Source organism: Mycoplana sp. MJR14 (assembly GCF_029210525.1).
Classification (GTDB): Bacteria; Pseudomonadota; Alphaproteobacteria; order Rhizobiales; family Rhizobiaceae; genus Mycoplana.
In genome coordinates this window covers 185780-211186 of the sequence record NZ_JARGEO010000007.1, presented here as the reverse complement: position 1 = coordinate 211186, position 25407 = coordinate 185780, and the positions used below count along the sequence as shown (strand labels likewise).

24 protein-coding genes and 1 pseudogene are annotated in these 25407 nt (G+C 65.6%); 10 read left to right on the top strand and 15 right to left on the bottom strand.

The genetic code is table 11. The features are described 5' to 3' along the window. Positions 1 to 95: 95 nt before the first annotated feature. Positions 96 to 935 (bottom strand): hypothetical protein, encoded by an 840-nt coding sequence (locus tag P0086_RS17760; protein ID WP_275787936.1) that lies wholly within the window; start codon positions 933 to 935, stop codon positions 96 to 98. A gap of 106 nt (positions 936 to 1041) precedes the next feature. Beyond that, positions 1042 to 2457 (bottom strand): XRE family transcriptional regulator, encoded by a 1416-nt coding sequence (locus P0086_RS17755; protein WP_275787933.1) that lies wholly within the window; start codon positions 2455 to 2457, stop codon positions 1042 to 1044. Positions 2458 to 2588: 131 nt separating this feature from the next. Here P0086_RS17755 and P0086_RS17750 point away from each other — a divergent pair, with 131 nt between their 5' ends. The 3 genes from P0086_RS17750 to P0086_RS17740 are packed head-to-tail and all read left to right on the top strand — an operon-like array spanning position 2589 to position 6773. Next, a complete protein-coding gene (locus P0086_RS17750; protein WP_112615878.1) occupies positions 2589 to 4121 on the top strand; it encodes an acyl-CoA carboxylase subunit beta in 1533 nt (510 codons plus the stop codon). Positions 4122 to 4131: 10 nt separating this feature from the next. Continuing rightward, a complete protein-coding gene (locus P0086_RS17745; RefSeq protein WP_275787930.1) occupies positions 4132 to 4773 on the top strand; it encodes an HXXEE domain-containing protein in 642 nt (213 codons plus the stop codon). Next, positions 4761 to 6773, top strand: a complete 2013-nt coding sequence (locus P0086_RS17740; protein ID WP_275788002.1) for an acetyl/propionyl/methylcrotonyl-CoA carboxylase subunit alpha — start codon at positions 4761 to 4763, stop codon at positions 6771 to 6773. The genes P0086_RS17745 and P0086_RS17740 overlap by 13 nt, the downstream gene beginning before the upstream one ends. A 25-nt stretch (positions 6774 to 6798) precedes the next feature. Here P0086_RS17740 and P0086_RS17735 read toward each other — a convergent pair whose 3' ends face one another. Both P0086_RS17735 and P0086_RS17730 read right to left on the bottom strand, forming a co-directional pair. Continuing rightward, on the bottom strand, positions 6799 to 7152 hold the full coding sequence (locus P0086_RS17735) for a type II toxin-antitoxin system RelE/ParE family toxin (RefSeq protein WP_148656057.1): 354 nt from the start codon (positions 7150 to 7152) through the stop codon (positions 6799 to 6801). Then, positions 7142 to 7411 carry a type II toxin-antitoxin system ParD family antitoxin gene (locus P0086_RS17730; RefSeq protein ID WP_148656056.1) on the bottom strand — a complete coding sequence of 90 codons (270 nt, stop codon included), beginning with the start codon at positions 7409 to 7411 and terminating at the stop codon, positions 7142 to 7144. The genes P0086_RS17735 and P0086_RS17730 overlap by 11 nt, the downstream gene beginning before the upstream one ends. Positions 7412 to 7720: 309 nt before the next feature. On the opposite strand from P0086_RS17730, the gene scpA reads away from it, so the two are divergent. Then, entirely contained in the window at positions 7721 to 9916 is a 2196-nt protein-coding gene (scpA, locus tag P0086_RS17725) for a methylmalonyl-CoA mutase (RefSeq protein WP_275787924.1), read from the top strand. A 104-nt stretch (positions 9917 to 10020) separates the two neighbouring features. Here the strand turns inward: scpA and P0086_RS17720 are convergent. Further along, positions 10021 to 11563 (bottom strand): annotated as a pseudogene (locus P0086_RS17720) (D-aminopeptidase). 225 nt (positions 11564 to 11788) lie between these two features. Between P0086_RS17720 and P0086_RS17715 the strand changes: the two are divergent. Beyond that, positions 11789 to 12274 carry an acyl-CoA thioesterase gene (locus P0086_RS17715; RefSeq protein ID WP_112600666.1) on the top strand — a complete coding sequence of 162 codons (486 nt, stop codon included), beginning with the start codon at positions 11789 to 11791 and terminating at the stop codon, positions 12272 to 12274. Positions 12275 to 12297: 23 nt separating this feature from the next. On the opposite strand, the gene P0086_RS17710 is transcribed toward P0086_RS17715, so the two are convergent. Genes P0086_RS17710 through lepA form a run of 3 tightly spaced genes read right to left on the bottom strand, consistent with a single transcriptional unit; the run spans position 12298 to position 14717 of the window. Then, positions 12298 to 12597 carry a CcdB family protein gene (locus P0086_RS17710; protein ID WP_275787921.1) on the bottom strand — a complete coding sequence of 100 codons (300 nt, stop codon included), beginning with the start codon at positions 12595 to 12597 and terminating at the stop codon, positions 12298 to 12300. Next, positions 12597 to 12827, bottom strand: a complete 231-nt coding sequence (locus P0086_RS17705; protein ID WP_112615866.1) for a type II toxin-antitoxin system CcdA family antitoxin — start codon at positions 12825 to 12827, stop codon at positions 12597 to 12599. The genes P0086_RS17710 and P0086_RS17705 overlap by 1 nt, the downstream gene beginning before the upstream one ends. 57 nt (positions 12828 to 12884) lie before the next feature. Then, the gene (gene lepA, locus P0086_RS17700) at positions 12885 to 14717 is read right to left on the bottom strand and encodes a translation elongation factor 4 (protein WP_148180008.1); all 1833 of its coding nucleotides are present in this window, start codon (positions 14715 to 14717) and stop codon (positions 12885 to 12887) included. A 189-nt stretch (positions 14718 to 14906) separates the two neighbouring features. On the opposite strand from lepA, the gene P0086_RS17695 reads away from it, so the two are divergent. The 3 genes from P0086_RS17695 (at position 14907) to P0086_RS17685 (ending at position 16409) form a co-directional block, all read left to right on the top strand. Continuing rightward, positions 14907 to 15485 (top strand): XRE family transcriptional regulator, encoded by a 579-nt coding sequence (locus tag P0086_RS17695; RefSeq protein WP_275787916.1) that lies wholly within the window; start codon positions 14907 to 14909, stop codon positions 15483 to 15485. Positions 15486 to 15496: 11 nt separating this feature from the next. Further along, positions 15497 to 16033 (top strand): GNAT family N-acetyltransferase, encoded by a 537-nt coding sequence (locus P0086_RS17690; RefSeq protein WP_112608923.1) that lies wholly within the window; start codon positions 15497 to 15499, stop codon positions 16031 to 16033. Between the two features lie 145 nt (positions 16034 to 16178). After that, entirely contained in the window at positions 16179 to 16409 is a 231-nt protein-coding gene (locus P0086_RS17685) for a hypothetical protein (protein ID WP_112608921.1), read from the top strand. 40 nt (positions 16410 to 16449) lie between these two features. Here the strand turns inward: P0086_RS17685 and fabI are convergent, their stop codons facing one another. Genes fabI through fabA form a run of 3 tightly spaced genes read right to left on the bottom strand, consistent with a single transcriptional unit; the run spans position 16450 to position 19054 of the window. Then, positions 16450 to 17256, bottom strand: coding sequence for an enoyl-ACP reductase FabI (gene fabI, locus P0086_RS17680; RefSeq protein WP_275787909.1), 807 nt, complete (start codon positions 17254 to 17256; stop codon positions 16450 to 16452). A gap of 7 nt (positions 17257 to 17263) precedes the next feature. Beyond that, complete coding sequence (fabB, locus tag P0086_RS17675) at positions 17264 to 18487, bottom strand: beta-ketoacyl-ACP synthase I (RefSeq protein ID WP_275787907.1); 1224 nt, start codon at positions 18485 to 18487, stop codon at positions 17264 to 17266. 51 nt (positions 18488 to 18538) lie between these two features. Continuing rightward, complete coding sequence (fabA, locus tag P0086_RS17670) at positions 18539 to 19054, bottom strand: 3-hydroxyacyl-[acyl-carrier-protein] dehydratase FabA (RefSeq protein WP_112600673.1); 516 nt, start codon at positions 19052 to 19054, stop codon at positions 18539 to 18541. A 318-nt stretch (positions 19055 to 19372) separates the two neighbouring features. Between fabA and irrA the strand changes: the two genes are divergently transcribed. Beyond that, entirely contained in the window at positions 19373 to 19795 is a 423-nt protein-coding gene (gene irrA / locus P0086_RS17665) for an iron response transcriptional regulator IrrA (protein ID WP_112600674.1), read from the top strand. Positions 19796 to 19854: 59 nt separating this feature from the next. On the opposite strand, the gene P0086_RS17660 is transcribed toward irrA, so the two are convergent. Continuing rightward, a complete protein-coding gene (locus tag P0086_RS17660; protein WP_112600675.1) occupies positions 19855 to 20490 on the bottom strand; it encodes a trimeric intracellular cation channel family protein in 636 nt (211 codons plus the stop codon). 131 nt (positions 20491 to 20621) lie between these two features. Between P0086_RS17660 and P0086_RS17655 the strand changes: the two genes are divergently transcribed. Beyond that, positions 20622 to 21098: a hypothetical protein gene (locus tag P0086_RS17655; protein ID WP_275787904.1), complete on the top strand. Its 477-nt coding sequence runs from the start codon at positions 20622 to 20624 to the stop codon at positions 21096 to 21098. Positions 21099 to 21104: 6 nt separating this feature from the next. Here the strand turns inward: P0086_RS17655 and P0086_RS17650 are convergent, their stop codons facing one another. From P0086_RS17650 to pnp, 3 genes are all read right to left on the bottom strand, one after another. Then, entirely contained in the window at positions 21105 to 21896 is a 792-nt protein-coding gene (locus P0086_RS17650) for a YdcF family protein (protein ID WP_275787901.1), read from the bottom strand. Positions 21897 to 22064: 168 nt separating this feature from the next. Further along, complete coding sequence (locus tag P0086_RS17645) at positions 22065 to 23081, bottom strand: class I SAM-dependent methyltransferase (protein WP_275787898.1); 1017 nt, start codon at positions 23079 to 23081, stop codon at positions 22065 to 22067. A 121-nt stretch (positions 23082 to 23202) separates the two neighbouring features. Next, on the bottom strand, positions 23203 to 25347 hold the full coding sequence (gene pnp, locus P0086_RS17640) for a polyribonucleotide nucleotidyltransferase (RefSeq protein WP_275787896.1): 2145 nt from the start codon (positions 25345 to 25347) through the stop codon (positions 23203 to 23205). Positions 25348 to 25407 lie beyond the last annotated feature (60 nt).

Sequence of the window (25407 nt, the reverse complement as noted above, 5' to 3'; positions counted from 1 at the left end):
GTAACAGCTTCAAGGAAATGCTGACCTTCCCAATTTTTCCTTATGCAGCCTAGTGGGCAGAAACACGGCGGCGCTCGGCCGCACGTGTTATCACATCACTTCATTAGCCGCTTGAATGGATAACCGAATATCTTGATTGTCTGCTCATAGCTCGGAGGACTGTGTTTAAGAACCGTATCTCTGAACAGAATATGATGAATTTTCCGGGCGCGATTGTTGGGCGTCCCCGAGAATTCCGTCATGAAGGGCAGGAAATGATCTCTATAGTGAGGGACATCTGCCGTGTTCTGCGCATAGTAAATCGTTGCGCCGCGGTGGGTACGGTTCTTGCCTGCCTCTATTACCGAAAAGCGATAGAGGTCCTCCTGCGGGATTTCGCCAGCTGCGCCATGGTTGTAATATTCAAGTGCCTTAAGCCAACGAGGTTGCGACCGGAAGCGCCAGACTTCAATTTGAGGATTGATACAGAAGCACTGCCTAGCATGTCCCGTCATTGTTGACTGTAGCGCTGCGAAGCCGCCTCCTGAGGAGCCCATAACGATGAATTTAGCCCCGGGAGCGATCTCCGATCGAATTCGATTCAGCTTTTCCCAGACCTTCTCCAGCGTCCACTCATCCCGGCGCCCGAGATACCAATCGATATGCAGGCCGCTCGCAGGCGAGACGGCCGGATCGCTGACGCATACGACTGGATACTTGCATTTGGCCGCCCATGACCAGCGATTGAAGAGCGGCGTGTCGGAATGACGACCGCCATTCATCGCGCCATTGAAGAAAACCAAGATGTACTTCTTCTGGTCGTTGTTGCGAAAGAAGTAGTATCCGCATCGACCGAAGCCCGCATTGAGCAGATCATCCAGGGTCTCGTAGGTCGGAATAACTACTGGGGATGCCTTAGCCTCCCGCGGCTCTTTCAAGGCCGGGACCGAGTGCATGTTCGCGCTTACTCCTCTCTTTGCCGATGCGCGACACTATTCATTTGCGTAGGGACCGCAACCGTTATCGCGTCAATATCCTGACAATTTTGCGAAACCAACGGCCTCAGTTCTCCAGCTCATACGGCACGATCCGGCGCACGTGGTGGTCGACGTGCAGGCGGCGCTTGAAGGGGGGAACGGCGCGGCTGGCGCAGTTGGCGCGCTCGCAGATGCGGCAGGAGATGCCGATCGGGGCGAAGGCGCCGGCGTTTTCGAGGTCGAGGTCGTCGGCATAGACGAAGGCGCGGGCGTAGGAGACCTCGCAGCCGAGCGCCAGCGCATATTCCGGCCGCGCCGCACGGAAGCCGCCGCTGCCCTTCGTGGCGTTGGTGGCAAGACAGAGGTAGCGCACGCCGTCCGGCGTCTCGGCGAGCTGGCGCAGGATGCGGCCCGGACGCTCGAACGCCTCGTGGGCGTTCCAGAGCGGACAGGCGGCCCCGAAGCGGGCGAACTGGAACTTCGCCGCGCTGTGGCGCTTGGTGATGTTGCCGGCGCGATCGATGCGGGCAAAGAAGATCGGCACGCCCTTCTGCCCCGGACGCTGCAGCGTGCTGAGGCGATGGCAGACCTGCTCGATCGAGGCGCCGAAGCGGGCGGCGAGAAGCTCCAGGTCATGCCGCAGCTCCTGGGCGGCCTGGAGGAAGGCGCCGTAGGGCAGAAGCAGGGCGCCGGCGACATAGTTCTCCAGCCCCATGCGACAGATTTCCATCGCCTCCTCCGAGCGGAAGCCGGCCGCCTGCACCACCGCGTCGATCTCGCGGGGCACCTTGAGCTGCGCGATCTGCAGCGCCAGCTGGAAGTCGCGGGTCGGGGCTGCGGCATAGGGGCTGATCGTCAGCACGCGCGCCTGCGGATCGTAGCGGCGGATCGCGTCGTCGCCGGCCACGCCGCGCGCGAGGCGGACGCCGAAGGCGCTGTCCAGATGGTCCGCCAGCACGGCGTGGTTGTCACCCCTGCCGATGCCGAGTTCGCCCGCCAGCCGCTCGGCCGCAAGATCGAGCTCGTGGATGTAGTTGTCGACGAAATGGAAGAAGTCGCGCACCTCCTCGTAGGGCGTCGTCTCGGCCGGGCCGCCGGCGCGCCCCAAGGTGGCGTCGAAACTTGCGAGCCGCTCGCTGCTGCGGCGGTAGGCCTGGTGGCAGGCGATCAGCGCGTGCGCCAGCCCCGGCGCGTTCTGGGTGACGAGCTTCAGTTCCTGCAGGCTCGGCGTGTAGGTCTCGAACAGCGGATCCGTCAGCGCCTCCGACAGCGCCGAGAGCAGCCGGTCGTTCTCGCCGACCGAGAGCTCCGCGATGTCGAGCCGGAACTTGTCGGCGAGCGCCAGCAGCACCGCTGCGGAGACCGGGCGCTGGTTGTTCTCGATCTGGTTCAGGTAGCTGGTGGAAATGCCGATGCGATCGGCGAACTGGCTCTGCGTCGTGCCGCTTGCCAGCCTGAGATCGCGGACCTTGCGGCCGATGAAGAGTTTGCCGATCGCCATGGTCCACCGGATTTGCAAATTCGCATTTTCAATTTTGCTTTTTTATATTGCCACATTTGCACCTGTTCAACTGTTTTAAAGTGGCAAATATCGGCATAATGCGCGCTGAAGAAAGTCCAGAGGGAGTGAGGATGCGCCCGATACTCGAACAGTTGCAGGCCCGGCGCGACGAGGCCTATCTCGGCGGTGGCGAGAAGCGGATCGAGGCCCAGCACGGCAAGGGCAAGCTGACGGCGCGCGAACGGCTGGAGGTGCTGCTCGATCCCGGCTCGTTCGAGGAATACGACATGTACGTGACCCATCGCGCGGTCGATTTCGGCATGGCGGCGCAGAAGATCGCCGGCGACGGCGTCGTCACCGGGTGGGGGACGATCAACGGCCGGCAGGTCTACGTGTTTTCCCAGGATTTCACCGTGCTCGGCGGCTCGCTGTCGGAGACGCACGCGCAGAAGATCTGCAAGATCATGGACATGGCGGTTCGCAACGGCGCGCCGGTGATCGGGCTGAACGACAGCGGCGGGGCGCGGATCCAGGAGGGGGTCGCCTCGCTCGCCGGCTATGCCGAGGTGTTCCGCCGCAATGCGGAGGCCTCGGGCGTGATCCCGCAGATCTCCGTCATCATGGGCCCCTGCGCGGGCGGGGCGGTCTATTCGCCGGCGATGACCGACTTCATCTTCATGGTGCGGGATTCCTCCTACATGTTCGTCACCGGCCCGGACGTGGTGAAGACGGTGACCAACGAGATCGTCTCGGCCGAGGAGCTCGGCGGTGCGGGCACGCACACGAAGAAATCCTCGGTCGCCGACGGCGCCTATGAGAACGACATCGAGACGCTGGAAAACGTCCGGCTGCTGTTCGATTTCCTGCCGCTCAACAACCGCGAGAAGCCGCCCGTCCGCCCGTTCCACGACGATCCGGCGCGGCTGGAGGCGCGGCTCGACACGCTGATCCCGGATACGTCCAGCAAGCCCTACGACATGAAGGAGCTGATTCTCGCCGTCGCCGACGAGGGCGATTTCTTCGAGCTGCAGGAGAATTTCGCGAAGAACATCATCACCGGATTCATAAGGCTGGAGGGCCAGACGGTCGGCGTCGTCGCCAACCAGCCGATGGTGCTGGCCGGGTGCCTGGACATCGACTCATCGCGCAAGGCTGCGAAGTTCGTCCGCTTCTGCGACGCCTTCAACATTCCGCTTCTGACGCTGGTGGACGTGCCCGGCTTCCTGCCGGGCGTCGCCCAGGAATATGGCGGCGTCATCAAGCACGGTGCCAAGCTGCTGTTCGCCTATAGCCAGGCGACGGTGCCGATGGTGACGCTGATCACGCGGAAGGCCTATGGCGGCGCCTATGACGTCATGGCCTCGAAGCATATCGGCGCGGACATCAACTACGCCTGGCCGACCGCCGAGATCGCCGTGATGGGCGCAAAGGGCGCCACCGAGATCCTCTACCGCTCCGAACTCGGCCATCCGGAGAAGATCGCGGCGCGGACGCAGGAGTACGAGGAGCGCTTCGCCAATCCGTTCGTCGCCGCCGAACGCGGCTTCATCGACGAGGTGATCATGCCGCATTCCTCGCGCAAGCGGATCGCCCGGGCGTTTGCGAGCCTGCGCAACAAGCAGGTGGACGCGCGCTGGCGCAAGCACGACACGATTCCGTTGTGAGAGGCCGGACATGACGCTGCGCGCGCCCTTCCCGCCCCCCTCTCGCCCCACGGCGCCGCTGACGGGCATGCTCGACCGCCTCTGCCAGAACTGGGTCTATGGCGGCGCCCTCGCCGGCGTGCTGATCCTCAGCCTGGCGCCGCTGCTCTTGGCGGACTGGTCCTGGCCGATGATCGCGGTGTTCCTGCAATTGCCCGTCTACATGCTGCACCAGTACGAGGAGCACGACGACGGCCGTTTCGGACGCTTCATCAACGACATGCTGGGAGACGGCAGGACCGTGCTGTCGACCGCGGCGATCTTCGTCATCAACGTTCCCGGCGTCTGGGGCGTCAATGCGGTCTCCATCTGGCTCGCGGCCAGCCTCGGCGTCGGCTTCGGACTGGTCGGCATCTACCTGACGCTCGTCAACGCGGTTGTTCACATCGTGCCGGCGCTGCGTCTTCGCCGGTTCAATCCGGGGCTCGTGACCGCGATCGTCCTCTTCCTGCCGGTCGGCATCTGGGCGCTCTTCGAAGTCGCGGGCGCTCCTGGCGTGACCGGGATCCACCACCTGATCGGACTTGGCTTCGCCGTGCTCATCCATCTCGGCATCGTTGCCTATGTCTTCAACAACCGCAGGCATGCGTTTCGGGAATTATCACGTCCATGATCCAGAAAATCCTCATTGCCAACCGCGGCGAGATCGCCTGCCGCGTCATCAGGACGGCGCGGAAGATGGGCATTGCCACCGTCGCCGTCCATTCCGATGCCGATCGCGACGCGCTGCATGTGCAGATGGCCGACGAGGCCGTGCATATCGGGCCCGCGCCGTCCAGCCAGTCCTACATCGTCATCGAGAAGATCCTGGGGGCGATCCGGCAGACGGGCGCTGATGCCGTGCATCCGGGCTACGGCTTCCTGTCGGAGAACGCCGGCTTCGCCGAGGCGCTGGAGACGGAAGGCGTCACCTTCATCGGCCCGCCGGTCGGCGCGATCCAGGCAATGGGCGACAAGATCACCTCCAAGAAGCTCGCGGCCGAAGCCGGCGTCTCCACCGTCCCCGGCCATATGGGCCTGATCGAGGACGCCGACGAAGCGGTGAAGATCGCGGCGAAGATCGGCTACCCGGTGATGATCAAGGCGTCCGCCGGCGGCGGCGGCAAGGGCATGCGCATCGCCTGGAACGACCAGGAGGCGCGCGAGGGCTTCCAGTCCTCGAAGAACGAGGCGAAGAGCTCGTTCGGCGACGACCGCATCTTCATCGAGAAATTCGTCACCCAGCCGCGCCACATCGAGATCCAGGTGCTCGGCGACAAGCACGGCAATACCCTCTATCTCGGCGAGCGCGAATGCTCGATCCAACGGCGAAACCAGAAGGTGATCGAGGAGGCGCCCTCGCCCTTCCTCAACGAGGCCACGCGCCGCGCCATGGGCGAGCAGGCGGTGGCGCTCGCCAAGGCCGTCGGCTACCACTCGGCCGGCACGGTCGAGTTCATCGTCGACGGCGAGCGGAACTTCTACTTCCTCGAAATGAACACGCGGCTGCAGGTGGAGCACCCGGTCACCGAGCTCATCACCGGCATCGACCTGGTCGAGCAGATGATCCGGGTGGCGGCCGGCGAAAAACTCTCCTTCGGGCAGGACGACGTGACGCTGACCGGCTGGGCGATCGAAAGCCGGCTCTATGCCGAGGATCCCTACCGCAACTTCCTGCCCTCGATCGGCCGGCTGACGCGCTACCGGCCGCCGGCGGAGGGGCGGCATGCGGACGGCACCGTCGTGCGCAACGACACCGGTGTCTACGAGGGCGGCGAGATCTCGATGTACTACGACCCGATGGTGGCCAAGCTCTGCAGCTGGGGGCCCGATCGGAAAGCGGCGGTGGACGCCATGGCCCGGGCGCTGGACGATTTCGAGGTGGAGGGCATCGGCCATAACCTGCCCTTCCTGTCGGCGGTGATGCGGAACGACCGGTTTCGCGAAGGGCGGCTGACGACGGCCTTCATCGCCGAGGAATTTCCGGACGGGTTCGAGGGCGTCACCCCGGACGCGGCGTCGCGCCGGAAGCTCGCCGCCGTGGCGGCCCTCATCAACGACCGGCTGCAGCGCCGGGCGACCAAGATTTCCGGCACGATCGGCAACCACCGCCGCCGGGTGGGTGCCGACTGGGTGGTGGCGCTCGGCGGCGAGCCGATCGCGCTCACGCTCTCGCAGGAAGGCGACGCCTCCCGTATCACCTTCGACGACGGCGCGACGGTGGCGATCCGCAGCGACTGGCTGCCGGGCCAGACGCACGCGACCTTCTTCGTCGACGAGGCGCCGATGGGCGTGAAGGTCAACAAGATCGGTTATGCGCTGCGGCTGCGCTGGAGCGGCATCGACGTGACCGCCCGGGTGCGGGAGCCGCGGGTGGCGGAGCTTGCCAAGCTGATGCCGGTGAAGGTGCCGCCGGATACCTCGCGGATGCTGCTCTGCCCGATGCCGGGACTGGTCACGGCGATCGCGGTCGCCGTGGGCGACACGGTGGAGGCGGGACAGGCGCTGGCGACGATCGAGGCGATGAAGATGGAGAACATCCTGCGTGCCGAAAAACGGGCGGTGGTCAAGCACGTCCCCGTCTCCGTCGGCGCCAGCCTCGCCGTCGACGAGATCATCATGGAGTTCGAGTGAGGGGACGATGCGTCGCCGCCGGCCGTCAATCCTCCGGTCGCAAGAGACGCTTCAGCATATGACGCTGGTGATCCTGGCCACCGAAGAAGACAGCGATGACGCGAATGATTTCGGCAGTGTCGTCGACATGAAAATAGATGATCGCGCGGTTCTTCGTAACGTGACGCAAGCCGGGACCAATGTCCGGGTGAAGGCTTCCCTGGTGCGGTGCGAGCGCCAGGGCCCTCACGTCTTCCTTGAGGGCGTCCACCCGACGGATTGCTGCCTGAAAGGCATCGGAAACCGGCGCTCCGAGCGCAACATGGGAATCGACCAAGTGCCTGAAGATCAGGTTCAGATCCCGGTCACTGTCTTTGGAGCGGATGACCCTATAGGCCATAGGCTTTTCTGTTGGCCTCGATCATCGCCGCGATCTGGCGATCACTCTCCTCCATCGTCAGAAATTCACCCTTCATGCGGTCTTCCACGAGCTGTTTCAGCGCCGCCCGCTCCACGTCCTTCAATTCAGTCTCCTCGCGCAGCAGTTCGAGGCCGCGCTGGACGACGGCGCTCAGGCTCGCATAGCGCCCGTCCTCGACGAGTTTCCGGGCAAAGGCATCCTGCTGGTCGGAAATCGATACGGAAGCTTTCACGGACATGGGGTGTCTCCTGTGTCGGCGAAAGATACTACCAGGTAGCATCCGAATCAAACGCGGCCAAAAAATCTTTCCCCGCTTCATGCCCATGCCCCCGGCCCGGTCCTATACTGGTGTCGCGATCTTCGGACGCGGCCGGCGCCTATTCGGCGCACAGGATGCGGGGCCGCGCCGCCGAACGGGGCGCTGAGAGGTGTCACTTTCGTACCAATCAACGAGGCAGCTTTCAGCGCCCCGTCCGCAGTCCATGTCGATCACCACGGCGCTTTCGGGCGCGCGTGAACGCGATCGCGTATTCAGGAGGAGAAGTCCGTGTCAGACGAAAGCTCGAAGGCTCAAGGCCCAGGTAACGGGAAGGGCGACACGCGCGACCGCGAACACCGGCTTGAACACTGGGAGGCCCTCGCCGAGCGCGAGCTGAAGGCCTCGCCCGAGACGCTCACCTGGCAGACGCCGGAGGGGATCGCCGTCAAGCCGCTCTATACGGCCGAGGACCTGGAAGGCATCGACCACCTCGGCTCCCTGCCCGGCATGGCGCCGTTCGTGCGCGGGCCGCGGGCGACCATGTATGCCGGCCGGCCCTGGACGATCCGGCAATATGCCGGCTTCTCGACGGCGGAGGAATCCAACGCCTTCTACCGGAAGAACCTCGCGGCCGGGCAGAAGGGCCTGTCCGTCGCCTTCGACCTCGCCACCCATCGCGGCTATGACAGCGATCATCCGCGCGTCCTGGGCGACGTCGGCAAGGCCGGTGTCGCGATCGATTCGGTCGAGGACATGAAGATCCTGTTCGACGGCATCCCGCTCGACGAGATGTCGGTGTCGATGACGATGAACGGCGCGGTCATCCCGATCCTTGCGAGTTTCATCGTCGCCGGCGAGGAGCAAGGTGTGCCGCGCGCCGCCCTCTCCGGGACGATCCAGAACGACATCCTCAAGGAGTTCATGGTCCGCAACACCTATATCTACCCGCCGGAGCCCTCGATGCGGATCGTCGCCGACATCATCGCGTTCACGGCGAAGGAGATGCCGAAGTTCAACTCCATCTCCATCTCCGGCTACCACATGCAGGAGGCGGGTGCGACGCTCGTGCAGGAGCTGGCGTTCACCCTCGCCGACGGGCGCGAATATGTACGGGCCGCGCTGGCCAAGGGCCTGAACGTCGACGATTTCGCAGGCCGCCTGTCCTTCTTCTTCGCCATCGGCATGAACTTCTTCATGGAGGCGGCGAAGCTGCGCGCGGCGCGGCTCTTGTGGACGCGCATCATGGAGGAGTTCCAGCCGAAGATGGCCTCGTCCCTGATGCTGCGCACCCACTGCCAGACCTCCGGCGTGTCGCTGGCCGAGCAGGATCCCTACAACAACATCGTGCGCACCGCCTTCGAGGCAATGTCGGCCGCACTCGGCGGCACGCAATCGCTGCATACCAACTCCTTCGACGAGGCGATCGCGCTGCCGACGGAGTTTTCCGCCCGCATCGCCCGCAACACGCAGCTGATCCTGCAGCACGAGACCGGGGTGACGAGGGTCGTCGATCCGCTGGCCGGCTCCTACTATGTGGAGAGCCTGACCAGCGAGCTGGCGGAGAAGGCCTGGGCGCTGATTGGCGAGGTCGAGGCGCTCGGCGGCATGACGAAGGCGGTTGCCGAGGGCCTGCCGAAGCGGATGATCGAGGAGGCGGCGGCACGGCGGCAGGCGGCGGTCGACAAGGGCGAGGAGGTGATCGTCGGCGTCAACAAATACCGGCTGGAGAACGAGCATCCGATCGACATCCTCCAGATCGACAACAGCGCGGTGCGCGCCGCGCAGATCCGGCGGATCGAGGAGACGAAGCGGCGCCGCGACGGGCCTCGCGTGAATGCAGCGCTCGAGGCGCTCGCAGACGTCGCCCGCACCGGCAACGGCAACCTGCTTGCCGCGGCGGTGGAGGCGGCGCGGGAACGGGCCACCGTCGGCGAGATTTCCGACGCGATGCGCCGGGCCTTCGGCGACCATGCCGCGCAGCCGGAGGTCATCCGCGACGTCTACGGCGAGGCCTATCGCGACGAGCCGGAGCTCGCCGTACTGAAGTCACGCATGGCCGGCGTCGCCGACAGGCTCGGCCGGCGGCCGAAGATCATGGTCGCCAAGCTCGGCCAGGACGGGCACGACCGCGGCGCCAAGGTGATCGCCTCGGCCTTCGGCGACATCGGCTTCGACGTGCTTGCCGGGCCGCTGTTCCAGACGCCGGAGGAAGCCGCCGCGATGGCGCTTTCCGAGGACGTCAGCGTGATCGGCGTGTCCTCGCTTGCGGCCGGCCACAAGACGCTTCTGCCGCAACTCATCGACGACCTGAAGAAGCGGGGCGGCGGCGAGGTGATCGTCGTCTGCGGCGGCGTCATCCCGCGGCAGGACTACCAGTTCCTGCAGGACCATGGCGTGGCCGCGGTCTTCGGACCCGGCACCAATGTCATCGATGCGGCCAACTCGGTGCTGGACCTGCTGGAAGGGCGGCGGCGGAACGTCTGAGGCCGGATCGGTCGGCGCCGTTGCGCCCCGGCACATCGCTTGGCCCGTGCCTCGGCGCTCCGCGGTCGGCGGTCGCTCAGGTGCCGACTGCATCGGTCAGGTCATTAGTCGGCTTTCGAATAGGCGATCTTGCGGGCCAGCCAGCAGCCGAGGGTAAGCCCGCTCACCGCGCCCGCATCGTCGCGGTGCACGAGGATCGTCCAGTCGCCGGGGGCCGGCGCGTCCATCGAGCGGCGGCAGGAGAGCTGCCAGACGTCCTCGCCGACCGGGTGGACCGGATGCATGGCGCCCTTGCCGAGGAAGCCCTCGAAGGCGCCGAACCAGGCGCCACCGGCCGAGACGATCTCGAAGGAAGCCTGCAGTTCTTCCGAAACGTAACGGCCGGCGATGTCGTCGCGCAGGCCCGTCCGGATACGGGTGGCAACGGCAGAGAGGTTGTCGCCGGGACGCTCCATGCGGATTGCATCGCCGTCGCGGACAAGCGTCATCGTCACCGAACGGGCGACGCCGTCGGCACCGAGCGCAAGCGTATCGGGCGCGGTGGCGAAGCGCGCCTTCAGCCCGTCATGCACGGTGGACAGGCGCAGCAGCAGGCCGGTCGACGGCTCGAGATAGCTGCCGGCCCATTCCGGCGCCGGGCGCCTGCGGCCGGCCGAGGGCCGCGCGCAGCACGGCGTTCGCGGCGGCATGGGCATCGGCCTCGTGGTTGAACATGACCACGACGGAGAGGCGCTCGGCCGCCGCATGCAGGCGCCTTGCGCGGAAGCCACGCAGCGCGCCGCCATGCCCGGTCAGCGCGATCCCGTCGACGCTCTCGCGGGCGAGGCCGAAGCCGTAGCGCGAGGCCCGGCCATCGGAAAACGGCTGCGGCACCGATATACGGTTGTAGAGCCCGTCCGGATCGTCGCGGCTGCGGTCGATGAAGGCCTCCCAGGCCAGCATGTCGTCGAGCGAGGCGGCGATGCCGGCATCGCCGGACCAGAAGATGCGGTTGACGGCGGCAAAATAGCCGAGGTTGGCATTGCCCTCGTAGCCGACGACGCCGTTCAGCGGATCTGCGGTGTCGGCTGCGAGGATCGCGGTCGCCATGCCGGCCGGCTCGAACAGACGCGTGCGATAGACCTCCGCCAGCGGCATGCCTGCAACCTCCTCGACCAGTTCGCCGAGGATGCGGAAGTTGCCGTTGGAATAGGAATAGCGGCTGCCGGGCTCGAAATGGGTGCGACGCATGCGCGAGAACAATCTGGCGGCATCCTCGCGGGCAAAGACGCCGTCGGCCAGCGCGCCGTGCAGCACCGTCAGCGCCCAGTAGTCGCGCAGGCCCGACTGGTTGGCGCAGAGCTCCGCCACCGTCGGGCGACGCCCTTCGATGTTCGGCAGATGGCGGGCAAGCGCCCCGTCGAGCCTCGCCGGATCGCCGGCGACGTCCAGCAGCGCGGCGCAGGTGAACTGCTTGCTGATCGAGCAGATCGGCAGCAGCGTCTCCGCCGTCATCGGCAGGCGCCGGTCGAGATCGGCAAAGCCCCAGGCGTGGCGCAGGATCACCGCGCCGTCGCAAACGACGCCCACGACGCCGCCAGGACCGGGATAGCGGTCCGGCAGCGCCTTTACGGTGGCTTCGAGGGTGGCGGTGTCGATGCGGGTCATGGGAATCGGCTTCGGGGACAGGAGACGAAACGGCATGCGCGGCCGGGTGCGGCGCGCCGGGACCGTATCGCGGCGGACCAGCGCAGGCAACAGGACCGGTCGAGCCTCCGGCGACAATCGGCCGGGCATCGGGCTCACCACGGCGCGGGTTCTTTTCCTTGCATGCCGCAGCGGGTAGGCTTAGGGCGCTCTTTTCGCCCGACCGCACCCTCGAAAGGACCGCCCATGGACCGCGCCCACGACCCCAGCCAGCTCGAAATGGTGGTGCTGATGACGCCGGACATGGCGAATTTCTCCGGCAAGGTGCATGGCGGAGCGCTGCTGAACCTGCTTGACCGGGTCGCCTATTCCTGTGCCTCGCGCTTCTCCCAGCAATATGCGGTGACGCTCTCGGTCGACCAGGTGGTGTTCCGCCAGCCGATCCATGTCGGCGAGCTCGTGACCTTCCGGGCCTCGGTGAACTATGCCGGCCGCACCTCGATGGAGATCGGCATCAGGGTGGAGGCGGAGAACATCCGCACCGGCGAGCGCCGGCACACCAATTCCTGCTACTTCACCATGGTCGCCGTCGACGCCGACGGCAAGCCGATCCCGGTGCCGCAGCTCGTGCTCGACACGGAGGCCAAGAGGCGGCGCGCCAAGGCCGCCGAGGGCCGCCGGGCGCTGCGGCAGGAGTTCGAGGCGCGGCTCCGGGAAGTGAAGGTGGAGTGAGGCGACGCGCAGCTTCGCTTCCGTCAGAAGCCGCTGAACAGAAAGTCCGTGGCGGCGGTGACGTCATCATAGCGCGCGCCGAGGCTACCCAGTGTCTCGGCAATTTCCTTCACCGATATCGTGCCCATCAGGTGAACCGCCAGGACATAGGAACCGCCGTCAAGTTCGATGACCGGGTTGAGGCGGGTGATCGGCTTCGAAAAGGCTTCCGCGCGAAGCAGCGGCGCAACGACGCGCGTATCCAGAGCGTCCAGAAGATCGGCCTGCAGGTCGACCACCAGCATCTCTCCCGTCCTGAGCCGGTAGATGTCGAAACGGGCCATCAGAATTGCCGATGAGGCGCGAGCGGCAGACCGTGCTTCTCGACATAGTCGTTGGACTGCCTGACCGCTTCGGCATTCTCGTCGCGCCACCGGCGCTCACGCTCGGCGCGGATCGCGCGGGCGATCCCCTCTTCGGCCGCGCGCGAGACGTTGACGTTCAGCGCGCGCGCGGCCGACACAAGGTCTTCGTCCAACGATAGATTGGTCGGCTTGCGAGAGGATCGAGACATGGCCGGACTCCGGATTGATGCGCATATATTATGCGCATCAATCCGGACTGCAAACCCTCACTCGTCGCCCATCTTCAGCGCGGCGATGAAGGCTTCCTGCGGGATCTCGACCTTGCCGAACTGGCGCATGCGCTTCTTGCCTTCCTTCTGCTTTTCCAGAAGCTTGCGCTTGCGGGTGGCGTCGCCGCCGTAGCACTTGGCGGTCACGTCCTTGCGCAGCGCGCGCACCGTCTCGCGGGCGATGATGCGGCCGCCGATCGCGGCCTGGATCGGGATCTGGAACATGTGCTGCGGGATCAGGTCCTTCAGCTTCTCGCACATGACGCGGCCGCGCTTTTCCGCCGCCGAACGGTGGACGAGCATGGAGAGCGCATCGACCGGCTCGGCATTGACGAGGATCGACATCTTGACGAGGTCGCTCTCGCGGTAGCCGAAGAGGTTGTAGTCGAAGGAGGCGTAGCCCTTGGAGATCGACTTCAGCCGGTCGTAGAAGTCGAAGACCACCTCGTTCAGCGGCAGCTCGTAGGTCAGCATCGCGCGGTTGCCGACATAGGTCAGCTCGGTCTGGATGCCGCGGCGGTCCTGGCAGAGTTTCAGGATGCCGCCGAGATATTCGTCGGGGGTGAGGATCGTCGCCTTGATCCAGGGCTCGCGGAATTCGGCGATCTTGACCACGTCCGGCATGTCGGCCGGGTTGTGCAGCTCCTTCTCGGTGCCGTCCGTCATCGTCAGCTGGTAGACGACCGAGGGGGCGGTGGCGATCAGGTCGAGGTCGAACTCGCGCGACAGCCGCTCCTGGATGATCTCGAGGTGCAAGAGGCCGAGGAATCCGCAGCGGAAGCCGAAACCGAGGGCTGCCGAGCTCTCCATCTCGAAGGAGAACGAGGCGTCGTTCAGACGCAGCTTGCCCATGGCCGAGCGCAGTTCCTCGAAATCGGCGGCGTCGACCGGGAACAGGCCGCAGAAGACCACCGGCTGCGCCGGCTTGAAGCCCGGCAGCGCCTCGGCGGTCGGGCGCTTGTCCTCGGTGATCGTGTCGCCGACGCGGGTGTCGGCCACTTCCTTGATCGAGGCGGTGATGAAGCCGATCTCGCCGGGGCCGAGGCTTTCCATCGCCACCATCTTCGGCGTCAGCACGCCGACGCGCTCGATCGAATACTTGGCGCCCGTGCCCATCATACGGATGGTCTGGCCCTTGGTCAGGCGGCCTTCGATGACACGCACCAGCACCATGACGCCGAGATAGGTGTCGTACCAGCTGTCCACCAGCAGCGCCTTCAGCGGCGCCGCCTCGCCACCGGGGCTCCTGGGCGCCGGCAGCTTGTGGACAATCGCCTCCAGCACATCGGGAATGCCGAGGCCGGTCTTGGCGGAGATCAGCACGGCGTCGGACGCGTCGATGCCGATCACCTCCTCGATCTGCTCCTTGATGCGGTCGGGCTCGGCCGCCGGCAGGTCGATCTTGTTGAGGACGGTGACGAGCTCGTGGTTGTTGTCGATCGCCTGGTAGACGTTGGCGAGCGTCTGGGCTTCCACCCCTTGCGAAGCGTCGACGACCAGCAGCGAACCCTCGCAGGCCGAGAGCGAACGCGAGACCTCGTAGGCGAAGTCGACGTGACCGGGCGTGTCGATGAGGTTGAGCACATAGGTTTCGCCGTTGTTCGCCTTGTAGTGCAGGCGGACGGTCTGCGCCTTGATGGTGATGCCGCGCTCGCGCTCGATCTCCATGTTGTCCAGCACCTGCTCGGACATTTCCCGGTCCGCCAGCCCGCCCGTCGACTGGATCAGCCGGTCGGCCAGCGTCGATTTGCCGTGGTCGATGTGGGCCACGATCGAGAAGTTGCGGATATGGTCAAGGGGCGTCGACGAATTGGTGCTCATGGGCGCCATATAGCAGTGCGCCTTGCGGGCGCAAAGCGGTAATTGACCGGCCGTTCTCCCAAATTTCAGGCTGTTGCGCTTCGGCGCGATGCCTCCACTTCCGGGCCGCCCGGGCCCGGAGCCGGCAGGGCCGGAATTGTTACCCGGCGGCGTTGATCCGGCTTGACTCCATTATAGTAGACAATTAAATCCACAATAATGGAACAGAGCGAACCCCCGATCGATGCCGCGATTGCCGAGCGCCTGCGCGTGCTCCGCAACCGTCGCGAACTGACGCTTGACGAACTGGCCGGACGTTCCGGCGTCAGCCGGGCGATGATCTCGCGCATCGAGCGCGGCGAGGCGAGCCCGACGGCGCAATTGCTGTCGCGGCTCTGCGCAGCCCTCGAGGTGACGCTGTCGGCCTTCTTCGCCCCCGAAGGCGACGCGCCGAACCCGCTGTCCCGCCGCGCCGAGCAGCCGGTCTGGCGCGATCCGGAAAGCGGCTACGAGCGCCGGGCCGTCTCCCCGCCGGCAACGCCTTCGCGCGTCGAGGTGATCGACGTCGTCTTCCCGCCCGGAGCCCGGGTCGCCTATCCGCCGGAAACTGCGCGCGAGGGCATGACCCAGCATGTCTGGCTGTTCTCCGGCATGCTCGAGATGACGATCGCCGAGACCACCTACCGGCTGGAGCCGGGCGACTGCCTCTACATGAGCATCACCGAGGGACACGTCTTTCACAATCCGGGCCAGTCGCCGGCGCATTATGCCGTCGTGCTTGATCGTGGCCGCAACTGAAGAGGGGAACCATGGACGAGATCAGGATGCTTGGGCGTGAGGAAGCAAGGCAGCGGATCGAGGAGCTGGCCGACGTGCTGGTGGACTGCGTGATGGGCGGCGCCTCCGTCGGGTTCATGGCGCCCTATGGCCGCGCGGACGCGCTGTCCTTCTGGCAAGGGGTAATCGAGGCGGTGGCGGACGGCGCGACGCTGCTCTTCGTTGCCGAGCGGAACGGCCGCATCGCCGGAACCGTGCAGGTCGGTATGCGGCAGATGCCGAACCAGGGGCACCGGGCCGACATCAAGAAGCTGCTGGTCAAGGAGAGCGAACGCGGCTCCGGCCTTGCCCGGCGGCTGATGGATGCGGCGGAGGACGCGGCGGCGGCCGGCGGCAAGACGGTGCTGGTCCTCGACACGGCGACCGGCAGCCCGGCGGAGACCGTCTACCGCAAGCTCGGCTGGCAATGGGTCGGCGTCATCCCCGACTATGCGCTCTATCCCGACGGTCGCTTCTGCAGCACGACGCTGTTCTACAAGCGGGTCGGCAGCGGCGCGGCAACCGCCTGACCTGCGCGCGGACGGGCGGCCGGCCGGCTCGACCCGGTGGCCGGTTCGCAGGGGCGCGTCATGCCGTCCCATGGTTGCATTTGCGATTGCCAAAACAACGTTTCGGGTTCACCATCCGCCCGCATCCCAAAGAGGAGCGCGCAGGATGGTTTTCGGACCCTCAAGGCCGCCCATCACAGAAGATGTGGCGGAAGTCATCGCCAAGGACGTCAAGGGAAGCGAGGACCATACCCCGCCTTCCGAGACACCGATCGCCTTCATCCGGCGCAAGATCGATCCGACGGTCGCCGTCGACATGCACCCGCGCGTGCGCCGGGTGCTGCTCGGCATCCTGCTTGCGATGCTGGCGCTGATCGTCGTTCTGCTCTTGCGCTGACGACGGCGCGCGTTTGTCCGCGCGCGCCGCAGGCCGCAGCCTACTCGCTGTCGGCGCGGGAGAGCGTTTCCAGCGTCGGCATCGAGGTGATGTTGTAGCCGGAATCGACGTAGTGGATCTCGCCGGTGACGCCGCTCGACAGGTCCGACAGCAGGTACATCGCCGAGTTGCCGACGTCGTCGATCGTGACGGTGCGGCGCAGCGGCGAGTTCTTCTGCTGCCAGGAGAGCATCGCGCGGGCATCGGCGATGCCGGCGCCGGCCAGCGTGCGGATCGGACCGGCCGAGATCGCGTTGACGCGGATGCCGCGCGGACCGTAGTCGGCCGCGAGATAGCGAACCGAAGCCTCCAGCGCCGCCTTGGCGACGCCCATGACGTTGTAGTTCGGCATCACCCGGACCGAGCCGCCATAGGTCAGCGTCAGCATGGTGCCGCCCTCGGTCATCAGATCGGCCGCACGGCGGGCGATCTCGGTGAAGGAGAAGCAGGAGATGACCATGGTGCGGGTGAAATTGTCCCGCGAGGTATCGGCGTAGAGACCCTTCAGCTCGTTCTTGTCGGAAAAGCCGATGGCATGGACGATGAAGTCCAGCCGGCCCCAGCGCGCCTTGATATCGGCCACCACGGCATCCACCGAGGCGATGTCCTCGACGTCGCAGGGGAGCAGGAACTCCGAACCGAGCTCGGCTGCGAGCGGCTTGACGCGTTTGCCCAATGCCTCGCCCTGATAGGTGAAGCAGAGCTCGGCGCCCTGGCCCTCCAGCGCCTTCGCAATTCCCCAGGCGATGGAATGATTGTTCGCGACCCCCATGATCAGGCCGCGTTTTCCCTTCATGATCCCCGTCATTGGTCCGTTATCCGTTGTAGCGCTGGAAGACGAGCGTCGCGTTCGTCCCGCCGAAGCCGAAAGAGTTGGAGAGCGCGATGTCGATCTTGGCGTCGTCGATACGCTTGCGCACGATCGGCATCCCCTCGAATTCCGGATCGAGTTCCTGGATATGCGCGCTTTCGCCGATGAAGCCGGCCTGCATCATCAGGAGGCTGTAGATCGATTCCTGCACGCCGGCAGCGCCCAGCGAGTGGCCGGTCAGCGACTTGGTCGACTGGATGTGCGGGACACGATCGCCGAAGACTTCGCGGATCGCGCCGATCTCCTTGCTGTCGCCGACGGGCGTGGAGGTGCCGTGGGTGTTGATGTAGTCGACGTCGCCCTTCACGGTGGCAAGCGCCTGGCGCATGCAGCGCACCGCACCCTCGCCGGAGGGGGCGACCATGTCGTAGCCGTCCGACGTGGCGCCGTAGCCGACGATTTCGGCATAGATCCGGGCGCCGCGGGCCTTGGCATGCTCCAGCTCTTCCAGGACCAGCACGCCGGCGCCGCCGGCGATCACGAAGCCGTCGCGGTTGACGTCGTAGGCGCGCGAGGCGGTATCGGGCGCATCATTGAACTTCGAGGACATGGCGCCCATGGCGTCGAAGAGGTTCGACATCGACCAGTCGAGGTCCTCGTGGCCGCCGGCGAACATGATGTCCTGCTTGCCCCACTGGATCATCTCCGCGGCATTGCCGATGCAATGCGCCGAGGTCGAGCAGGCCGACGAGATCGAATAGTTGACGCCATGGATCTTGAACCAGGTGGCGAGCGTCGCCGATGCCGTGGACGACATCGCCTTCGGCACGGCGAACGGGCCGATGCGCTTCGGGCTGCCGTTCTTCAAGGTGATGTCGGAGGCCTCGACGATGGTCCGGGTGGACGGGCCGCCCGAGCCCATGATGATGCCGGCACGCTCGTTCAGCGCGTAGTCCTTCTCTTCGAGACCGGAATCGGCGATCGCCTGTTTCATGGCGACATGGTTCCAGGCGCCGCCCTGCGACAGGAAACGCATGGCACGGCGATCCACCAGCTCGGTCGTGTCGATGTTCGGCGCACCCCAGACCTGGCACTTGAAGCCGTGCTCGGCGAAATCCTTGGAGAAGCTGATGCCGGACTTTGCCTGACGCAACGATTCGGTCACCTCCGCCGCGTCGTTTCCGATCGACGATACAATACCAAGACCCGTGACAACTACCCGTCTCATCTGCTTAAACCTCTGTGATCATTGAGCCCGGCTGACGACCGTTTGACGGCCTCAGGCGGCCTTTTCCTTCGACAGGCCGACGCGCAGATCGGTTGCCTGGTAGATGGTCTCGCCGTCGGCCTTCAGCCAGCCATCGGCCGTGCCGAGCACGAGCCTGCCGCGCATGACGCGCTTGAAATCGATGCCGTACTGCAGAAGCTTGGTGTGCGGGCGAACCATGCCCTTGAACTTCACCTCGCCGGTGGAGAGCGCCATGCCGCGCCCTTCCTCGCCGAGCCAGCCGAGGAAGAACCCCGTCAGCTGCCACATGCCGTCCAGCCCGAGGCAGCCCGGCATGATGGGGTTGCCCTCGAAATGGCACGGGAAGTACCAGTCGTCCGGCTTCACGTCGTACTCGGCGCGAATATAGCCCTTGTCGTGCGCCCCGCCCGTCTCCGAGATTTCGGTGATGCGGTGGACCATGAGCATCGGCGGCAGCGGGAGCTGCGCGTTGCCGGGGCCGAACAGTTCGCCGTGTGCACAGGTGAGGATCTCTTCGTAGGTGAAGCTCGATTGCCTGGTCGTCATGGGCTGTTTCTTCCCGGTCCTTGGTTCTTTGTTCTAGCTTTAGAGCAGGACCGGGCCAAAATGAAGCTTTGGCCGCTCGCTGCACCGGCTGCGCCCGGCCTCCCCGTTGCGGGGCATGCCAGAGTGGATTTTGCGTTTCGCATACATGATGACCGGCCTTACAGCTAGTCCTAAGTGCTCGCTTGCGGCGCAAAGCATTGGTTTTCCGCATCCTGCAACATTGTCGCGCCGCGCAAAACTATTGAATCCGTTCGCAGCAAAAGTTATATCGAAACGTCAAGATTGTTCTGCAAGATCGGGCGAACGGATTCGTCAACCATGGTGCATGTCGGAGAATTGAGTGTGGAGACCCGGTTGCGGGACTGTGGGCTTAGGCCCACGCGCCAGCGCATCGCGCTGGCCGACCTGCTCTTTGCGAAGGGCGACCGGCACCTGACGGTGGAAGAACTGCACGAGGAAGCGGTCGATGCCGGCGTGCCGGTTTCGCTGGCCACCGTCTACAACACCCTGCATCAGTTCACGGAAGCCGGGCTTGTCCGCGTGCTTGCGGTCGAGGGCTCGCGCACCTATTTCGACACCAACACCTCCGACCACCACCACTTCTTCATCGAGGGTGACAACGAGGTGCTGGACATTCCGGTCAGCAGCATCGAGATCGGCAATCTGCCGGAGCCCCCGGAAGGCATGGAGGTCTCCCATGTCGACGTCATCATCCGCCTGCGGCCGAAGAAGGACCGCTGACGGCTCCCGGGCGAGCCCGCCAGCACAATCCAGCGCAAGCACAATCCAGCGCAAGTCATCTACATGACATCGTCGGGATGGCGTCCCGGTTGATGCCTGTAGACCGGGATGCACCAGGCGAAGCGCAAGGCCCCGCCGCGCACGGCAAAGGCCGCCAGCGCGCCGATCACCGAAGCCATTGCGAGCGACGCGCCGGCAAAGGTCAGGGCGGTGAAGACCGCTGCCCCGCAGAGGGCTGCCGTCACGTAGATCTCGGGGCGGAGCAGCACGGAAGGCTCGCCGGCGAGGAGATCGCGCAGGATGCCGCCGACGCTCGCCGTCATGACGCCGGTGGTGATCGCCACCGTCGGCGATCCGGTGGCCGCCAGTCCCTTCGCCGCCCCCATGACGCTGTAGGCCGAAAGCCCGATCGCATCGAGCCAGAGCAGCAGCCGGTATCGGGATTCGAACAGGTGCGCGGTGAAATAGACGATCAGCCCGACGCCGCAGCAGACGAGCAGATAGGTCGGATTCGTCACCCAGAACACCGGCGCAGCACCGAGGACGAGATCGCGGAACGTGCCACCGCCGACACCGGTCGCGGCCGCCAGGAAGAGAAAGCCGATGATGTCGAGCTGCTTGCGCGAGGCCGACAGCGCCCCGGTCGCCGCGAAGACCGCAACGCCGGCATAGTCGAGCAGTTCCAGGATCGTCACGCATCCCTCCCCATACGGTCCGCAGCCAAGCCTCGCGACAGCTTGGTCGGGCAAAGATGCAGCCTGCCCGGGGCGCCAGGTCGCCGCCAGACGCTATTTTGACCGATCCGGATATCAAGGAAAGGCCCTGAATGATGTTTTCCCGTTCGGTGCTTCGCATTCTCCTCCTGCCCGCAGCCCTGTTTCTTTCCCCGGCAGCCCAGGCGGCGCCGATTCTCGACGACGCCATCGCCCACGAGAAGGCGGCGGTCGGCGAGCAGTGCAAGACGGCAAGCTACGGCGGCGATTTCGCCCGCCCCATCGACTTCAACAATGACGGGATCGAAGACGTCATCACCAACCTCGGCGCGGTCAACTGCGACGGGGTCGACGGCAAGCTCTGCGGCGAGGTCGGCTGCCCGCACAATTTCTACGTCGGCGTCGCCGAGGGCGGCTACGTGCTGATCGGCAGCGCGGATCTCTATGGCTACGAACTGAAGAAGCGCTACGGCAACCTCGTCTTCGAGATGAAGGCCAATGCCGTGTCCTGCGACCGCGACGACGGCGAATACTGCATCATCACCACCCGTGTGCGGGGCCTGCGCTTCGACACGATCTCCAAGCGGTGAAGCCGGTCATTCCGGCAGGAGCGTCTCCGTGCGACCCGCGAGATAGTAGGCCGCAAGCCCGATCCATTCGCGGATGGCGGTGGTCGTCAGCTGGGCATTGGCCGACGGCTGGGTGAAATCGAGCTTCAGCGACGCAACGCCGCTCGTGCGGTAGTCGGTCGGCCAGGGGACGGCCGACAGCCCCGCCTTGCGGAACAGCCCGACGGCGCGCGGCATGTGGAAGGCGGAGGTCACGAGCAGGCAGCCGTCGAGCCCGTGCCGCCGGAGCAGGTCCCTGGTGTTTTCGACGTTCTCGAAGGTGGTGCGCGAGGCCTCCTCCTGGATCAGCCGGGCCGGCGAGATACCGTAGGCGCCGAAGAAGGCGGCCGACACCGCGGCATCGCCGGCATACCGGCCGCTGAAGGATCCGTCACCGCCGGAGACGAGCACCCGCGCCTCGGGATAGGCCTGCAGCAGGCGAAGGGTTTCGACGAAGCGGTCGCCGGCCTGGTTCAGCTCGACGCCGCCGCGGGCGGAGATCACCTCGGCCTCGAAGCTGCCGCCGAGCACGATGATGCAGCGCGGCCCCTCGACCGGCAGGGCCGACCGGCCAAAGCGGTTTTCCAGCGCCTGCAGCATCACCGTCCCCGCGCTGGTATAGAGCGTGACGAAGAGGATGCCGGCGGAGAGCAGGAGGAACGTGGCCTGCAGGCGTCGCCAGCCGACCCATCCGAGCACCAGGGCGATGACGACGGCGAAGAAAGCCAGCGACAGCGGCTGGGCGGCCAGCCAGAAAAACTTGGATGCGTAGTAACTCAATGGTGCTCCGTCGACGGCACAGGTCCGGCCGGATGCCGAATCGATGCGCCCGAGGGAAACATGCGGGCCCTGTCATGAAAAGGCCCGGCGGCATGCCAGGCCATGACATCGATGTGATCGCCCGCCCGTCCTGTTGCCTTTATTGCCACCTTCGCGACCGGGTAGGCGTCAGCGCCGGCCCCACAGAACCTTGAAGCGGGCGTTGCGGCAGACTTCGCCGCTCTCCTTGAAGGCTTCCTTGAGCACCGGCTCGTAGGGGAGGCCGCGATTGGCGACGAGGAGCAGGCGCCCGCCCGCCTTGAGCGACGTCGCGGCCATGCGGATCATGCCGGCACCCAGCCCGTGGTCGGCCGCATGGCCTTCGTGGAAGGGCGGGTTCATGACGATCAGGTCGTAGTGATCGCGCGGCTGCTCGGCCGTCAGGTCCTGCCAATAGAAGCGGGTCGGGACGTCCGGGCAGTTCTCGGCCATGTTCTCCTTCGCCACCTCCAAGGCATTGTAGTCGGCCTCGAACAGGTCGATCCCCTTCAGGCCGGGCGCGCGCTCGGCGAGCAGCACGGAGAGATAGCCCCAGCCGGCGCCGAAATCGGCGGCATGGCCGCGGAAATCCTCCGGGATACGGGTTGCGAGCAGTTCCGAGCCCTCGTCGATGCGGTCGTGCGAGAACATGCCGGGTGCCGCTGTAAAGCGGCCCTCGACGCGGACGGCGCGCGCGGCCAAGGCCTGCACCTGCTCTGCGACATCCGCCGGGCGGGTGAACCAGAAGGCGACGCCATGGTATTTCGGCGCGTGGTCGCCGCCGAAGCCGAAGCGGTCGATGCGCTTGCGCAGCGACTGGATGCCGTCTTCCTTGCCGCCGGCAATCACGATCGTCCCACCCGCGCGCACGCGCTTGAGCGCCTCGGCGATGTTGTTCTCGTTTGCGCCCTTGTGCTTGCCGCAGAGCACCAGCGCGCCGTCGTAACCCTCGCCCGCGACCGTCGGCGTCACCTGGGCGCGCGCCGCCTCCAGCGCCCGGTAGAGCGGGCGGAGCGGCTGCACGGCCTCGATGCCGGCCGCAAATCCCTCGGGCAGGCGTTGCCCGGCCTCGGCGTTCAGGAAAAGGAAGCGCTGCCCCTCCCCCGGCAGGTCCAGCAGACCGGCGGCGAAGGGATGGTAGAGGGTCTTAAGCGCGTCGCGGCTCATCACGGGTTCTCTTTGTTCGGGGGCGAGCGCGGCAGGTCCGCGTCATCGGTATCGGGTGGTGCTGATACGAAAAGAGGCGCGGAGCATTCGCTCCGCGCCCCATGGATCGGTCAGTCAGAGCTTACTCGGCAGCTTCGCCGCCGTCGCTCTTCTTTTCGGCCGCGAGTTCCTTGCCGGTCGACTGGTCGACGACCTTCATGGAGAGGCGGACCTTGCCGCGCTCGTCGAAGCCCATCAGCTTGACCCAGACCTTGTCGCCTTCCTTGACCACGTCGGAGGTCTTGGCGACGCGCTCGGAAGCGAGCTGCGAGATGTGCACGAGGCCGTCACGCGGGCCGAAGAAGTTGACGAAGGCGCCGAAGTCGGCGGTCTTGACGACCGTGCCTTCATAGATCTGGCCGACTTCCGGTTCCGCGACGATCGAGTGGATCCACTTGCGGGCCGCCTCGATCTCCTTGGCCGAGGACGAGGCGATCTTGATGGTGCCGTCGTCTTCGATGTTGACCTTGGCGCCGGTCTTTTCGACGATCTCGCGGATGACCTTGCCGCCCGAGCCGATGACTTCGCGGATCTTGTCGACCGGGATGTTCATCACTTCGATGCGCGGCGCGAACTCGCCGAGTTCGGAGCGGCCCTCGGTGATGGCCTTGGCCATTTCGCCGAGGATGTGCTTGCGGCCACCCTGCGCCTGGTGCAGCGCGACCTTCATGATCTCCTCGGTGATGCCGGCGATCTTGATGTCCATCTGCAGCGAGGTGATGCCGTCGGCCGTGCCGGCGACCTTGAAGTCCATGTCGCCGAGGTGATCTTCGTCACCCAGAATGTCGGAGAGAACCGCAAAGCGGTCGCCTTCGAGGATCAGGCCCATGGCGATACCGGCGACCGGCTTTGCCAGCGGAACGCCGGCGTCCATCAGGGCGAGCGAGGTGCCGCAGACGGTTGCCATCGAGGACGAACCGTTGGATTCGGTGATCTCGGAGACGACGCGCAGCGTGTAGGGGAACTGCTCGGCGGTCGGCAGCATCGGGCGGATGGCGCGCCATGCGAGCTTGCCGTGACCGATTTCGCGGCGGCCCGGGGACCCCATGCGGCCCGTCTCACCGACCGAATAGGGCGGGAAGTTGTAGTGCAGCAGGAAGCGTTCCTTGTACATGCCGGTCAGGCTGTCGACATACTGCTCGTCCTCGCCGGTGCCGAGGGTGGCGACGACGATCGCCTGGGTCTCGCCGCGGGTGAACAGCGCCGAACCGTGGGTGCGCGGCAGGATGCCGACTTCGGAAACGATCGTGCGGACGGTCTCGAGATCGCGGCCGTCGATTCGGCTCTTGGTGTCGAGGATGTTCCAGCGGACGATCTTGGCCTGCAGATGCTTGAAGACGGCGGCGATCACTTCGGCGTTGTACTTCGGCTCGACGCCTTCGGGCAGGAAGTGTGCCTTGACCTTGGCCTTGACGGCGTCGACGGCAGCGTAGCGATCGGCCTTCTGGGTGATCTTGTAGGCGGCGCGAAGATCGGCTTCGGCAAGGCCCAGCATTTCGGCTTCGAGTTCCGAAAAGTCTTCGGGGGTGAACTCGCGCGGTTCCTTGGCAGCCACTTCGGCGAGCTTGATGATCGCGTCGATGACCGGCTGGAAGCCCTTGTGGCCGAACATGACGGCGCCGAGCATGACCTCTTCGTTCAGTTCCTTGGCTTCCGATTCCACCATCAGAACGGCGTCCTGGGTACCGGCGACGACGAGGTCGAGAACCGACTCGTCCATCTCGTCGAGATGCGGGTTCAGCACGTACTCGCCGTTGATGTAGCCGACGCGGGCGCCACCGACCGGGCCCATGAACGGAACGCCGGAGAGTGTCAGGGCAGCCGAGGCGGCGACCATCGACAGGACGTCCGGGTTGTTCTCGAGGTCATGCTGGACGACGGTGACGACGACCTGGGTGTCGTTCTTGTAGCCTTCCGGGAAGAGCGGGCGGATCGGGCGGTCGATCAGGCGCGAAACGAGGGTTTCGTTCTCGCTCGGCCGGCCTTCGCGCTTGAAGTAGCCGCCCGGGATCTTGCCGGCGGCGTAGGTCTTTTCCTGGTAGTTGACGGTCAGCGGGAAGAAGTCTTGGCCGGGCTTCGGCGCCTTGGCCGAGACGACGGTGGCGAGGACCACGGTCTCGCCGTAGGTGGCGAGAACGGCGCCGTCAGCCTGGCGGGCGATCTTGCCGGTCTCGAGCTTGAGCGGACGACCCGCCCATTCGATTTCAACCGTATGGGTATCGAACATGTCTTGTCCTTACGTGGTTGCGGAGATGCGCACCGCCGCCTTGTCGGCGCAGGTGGCTCT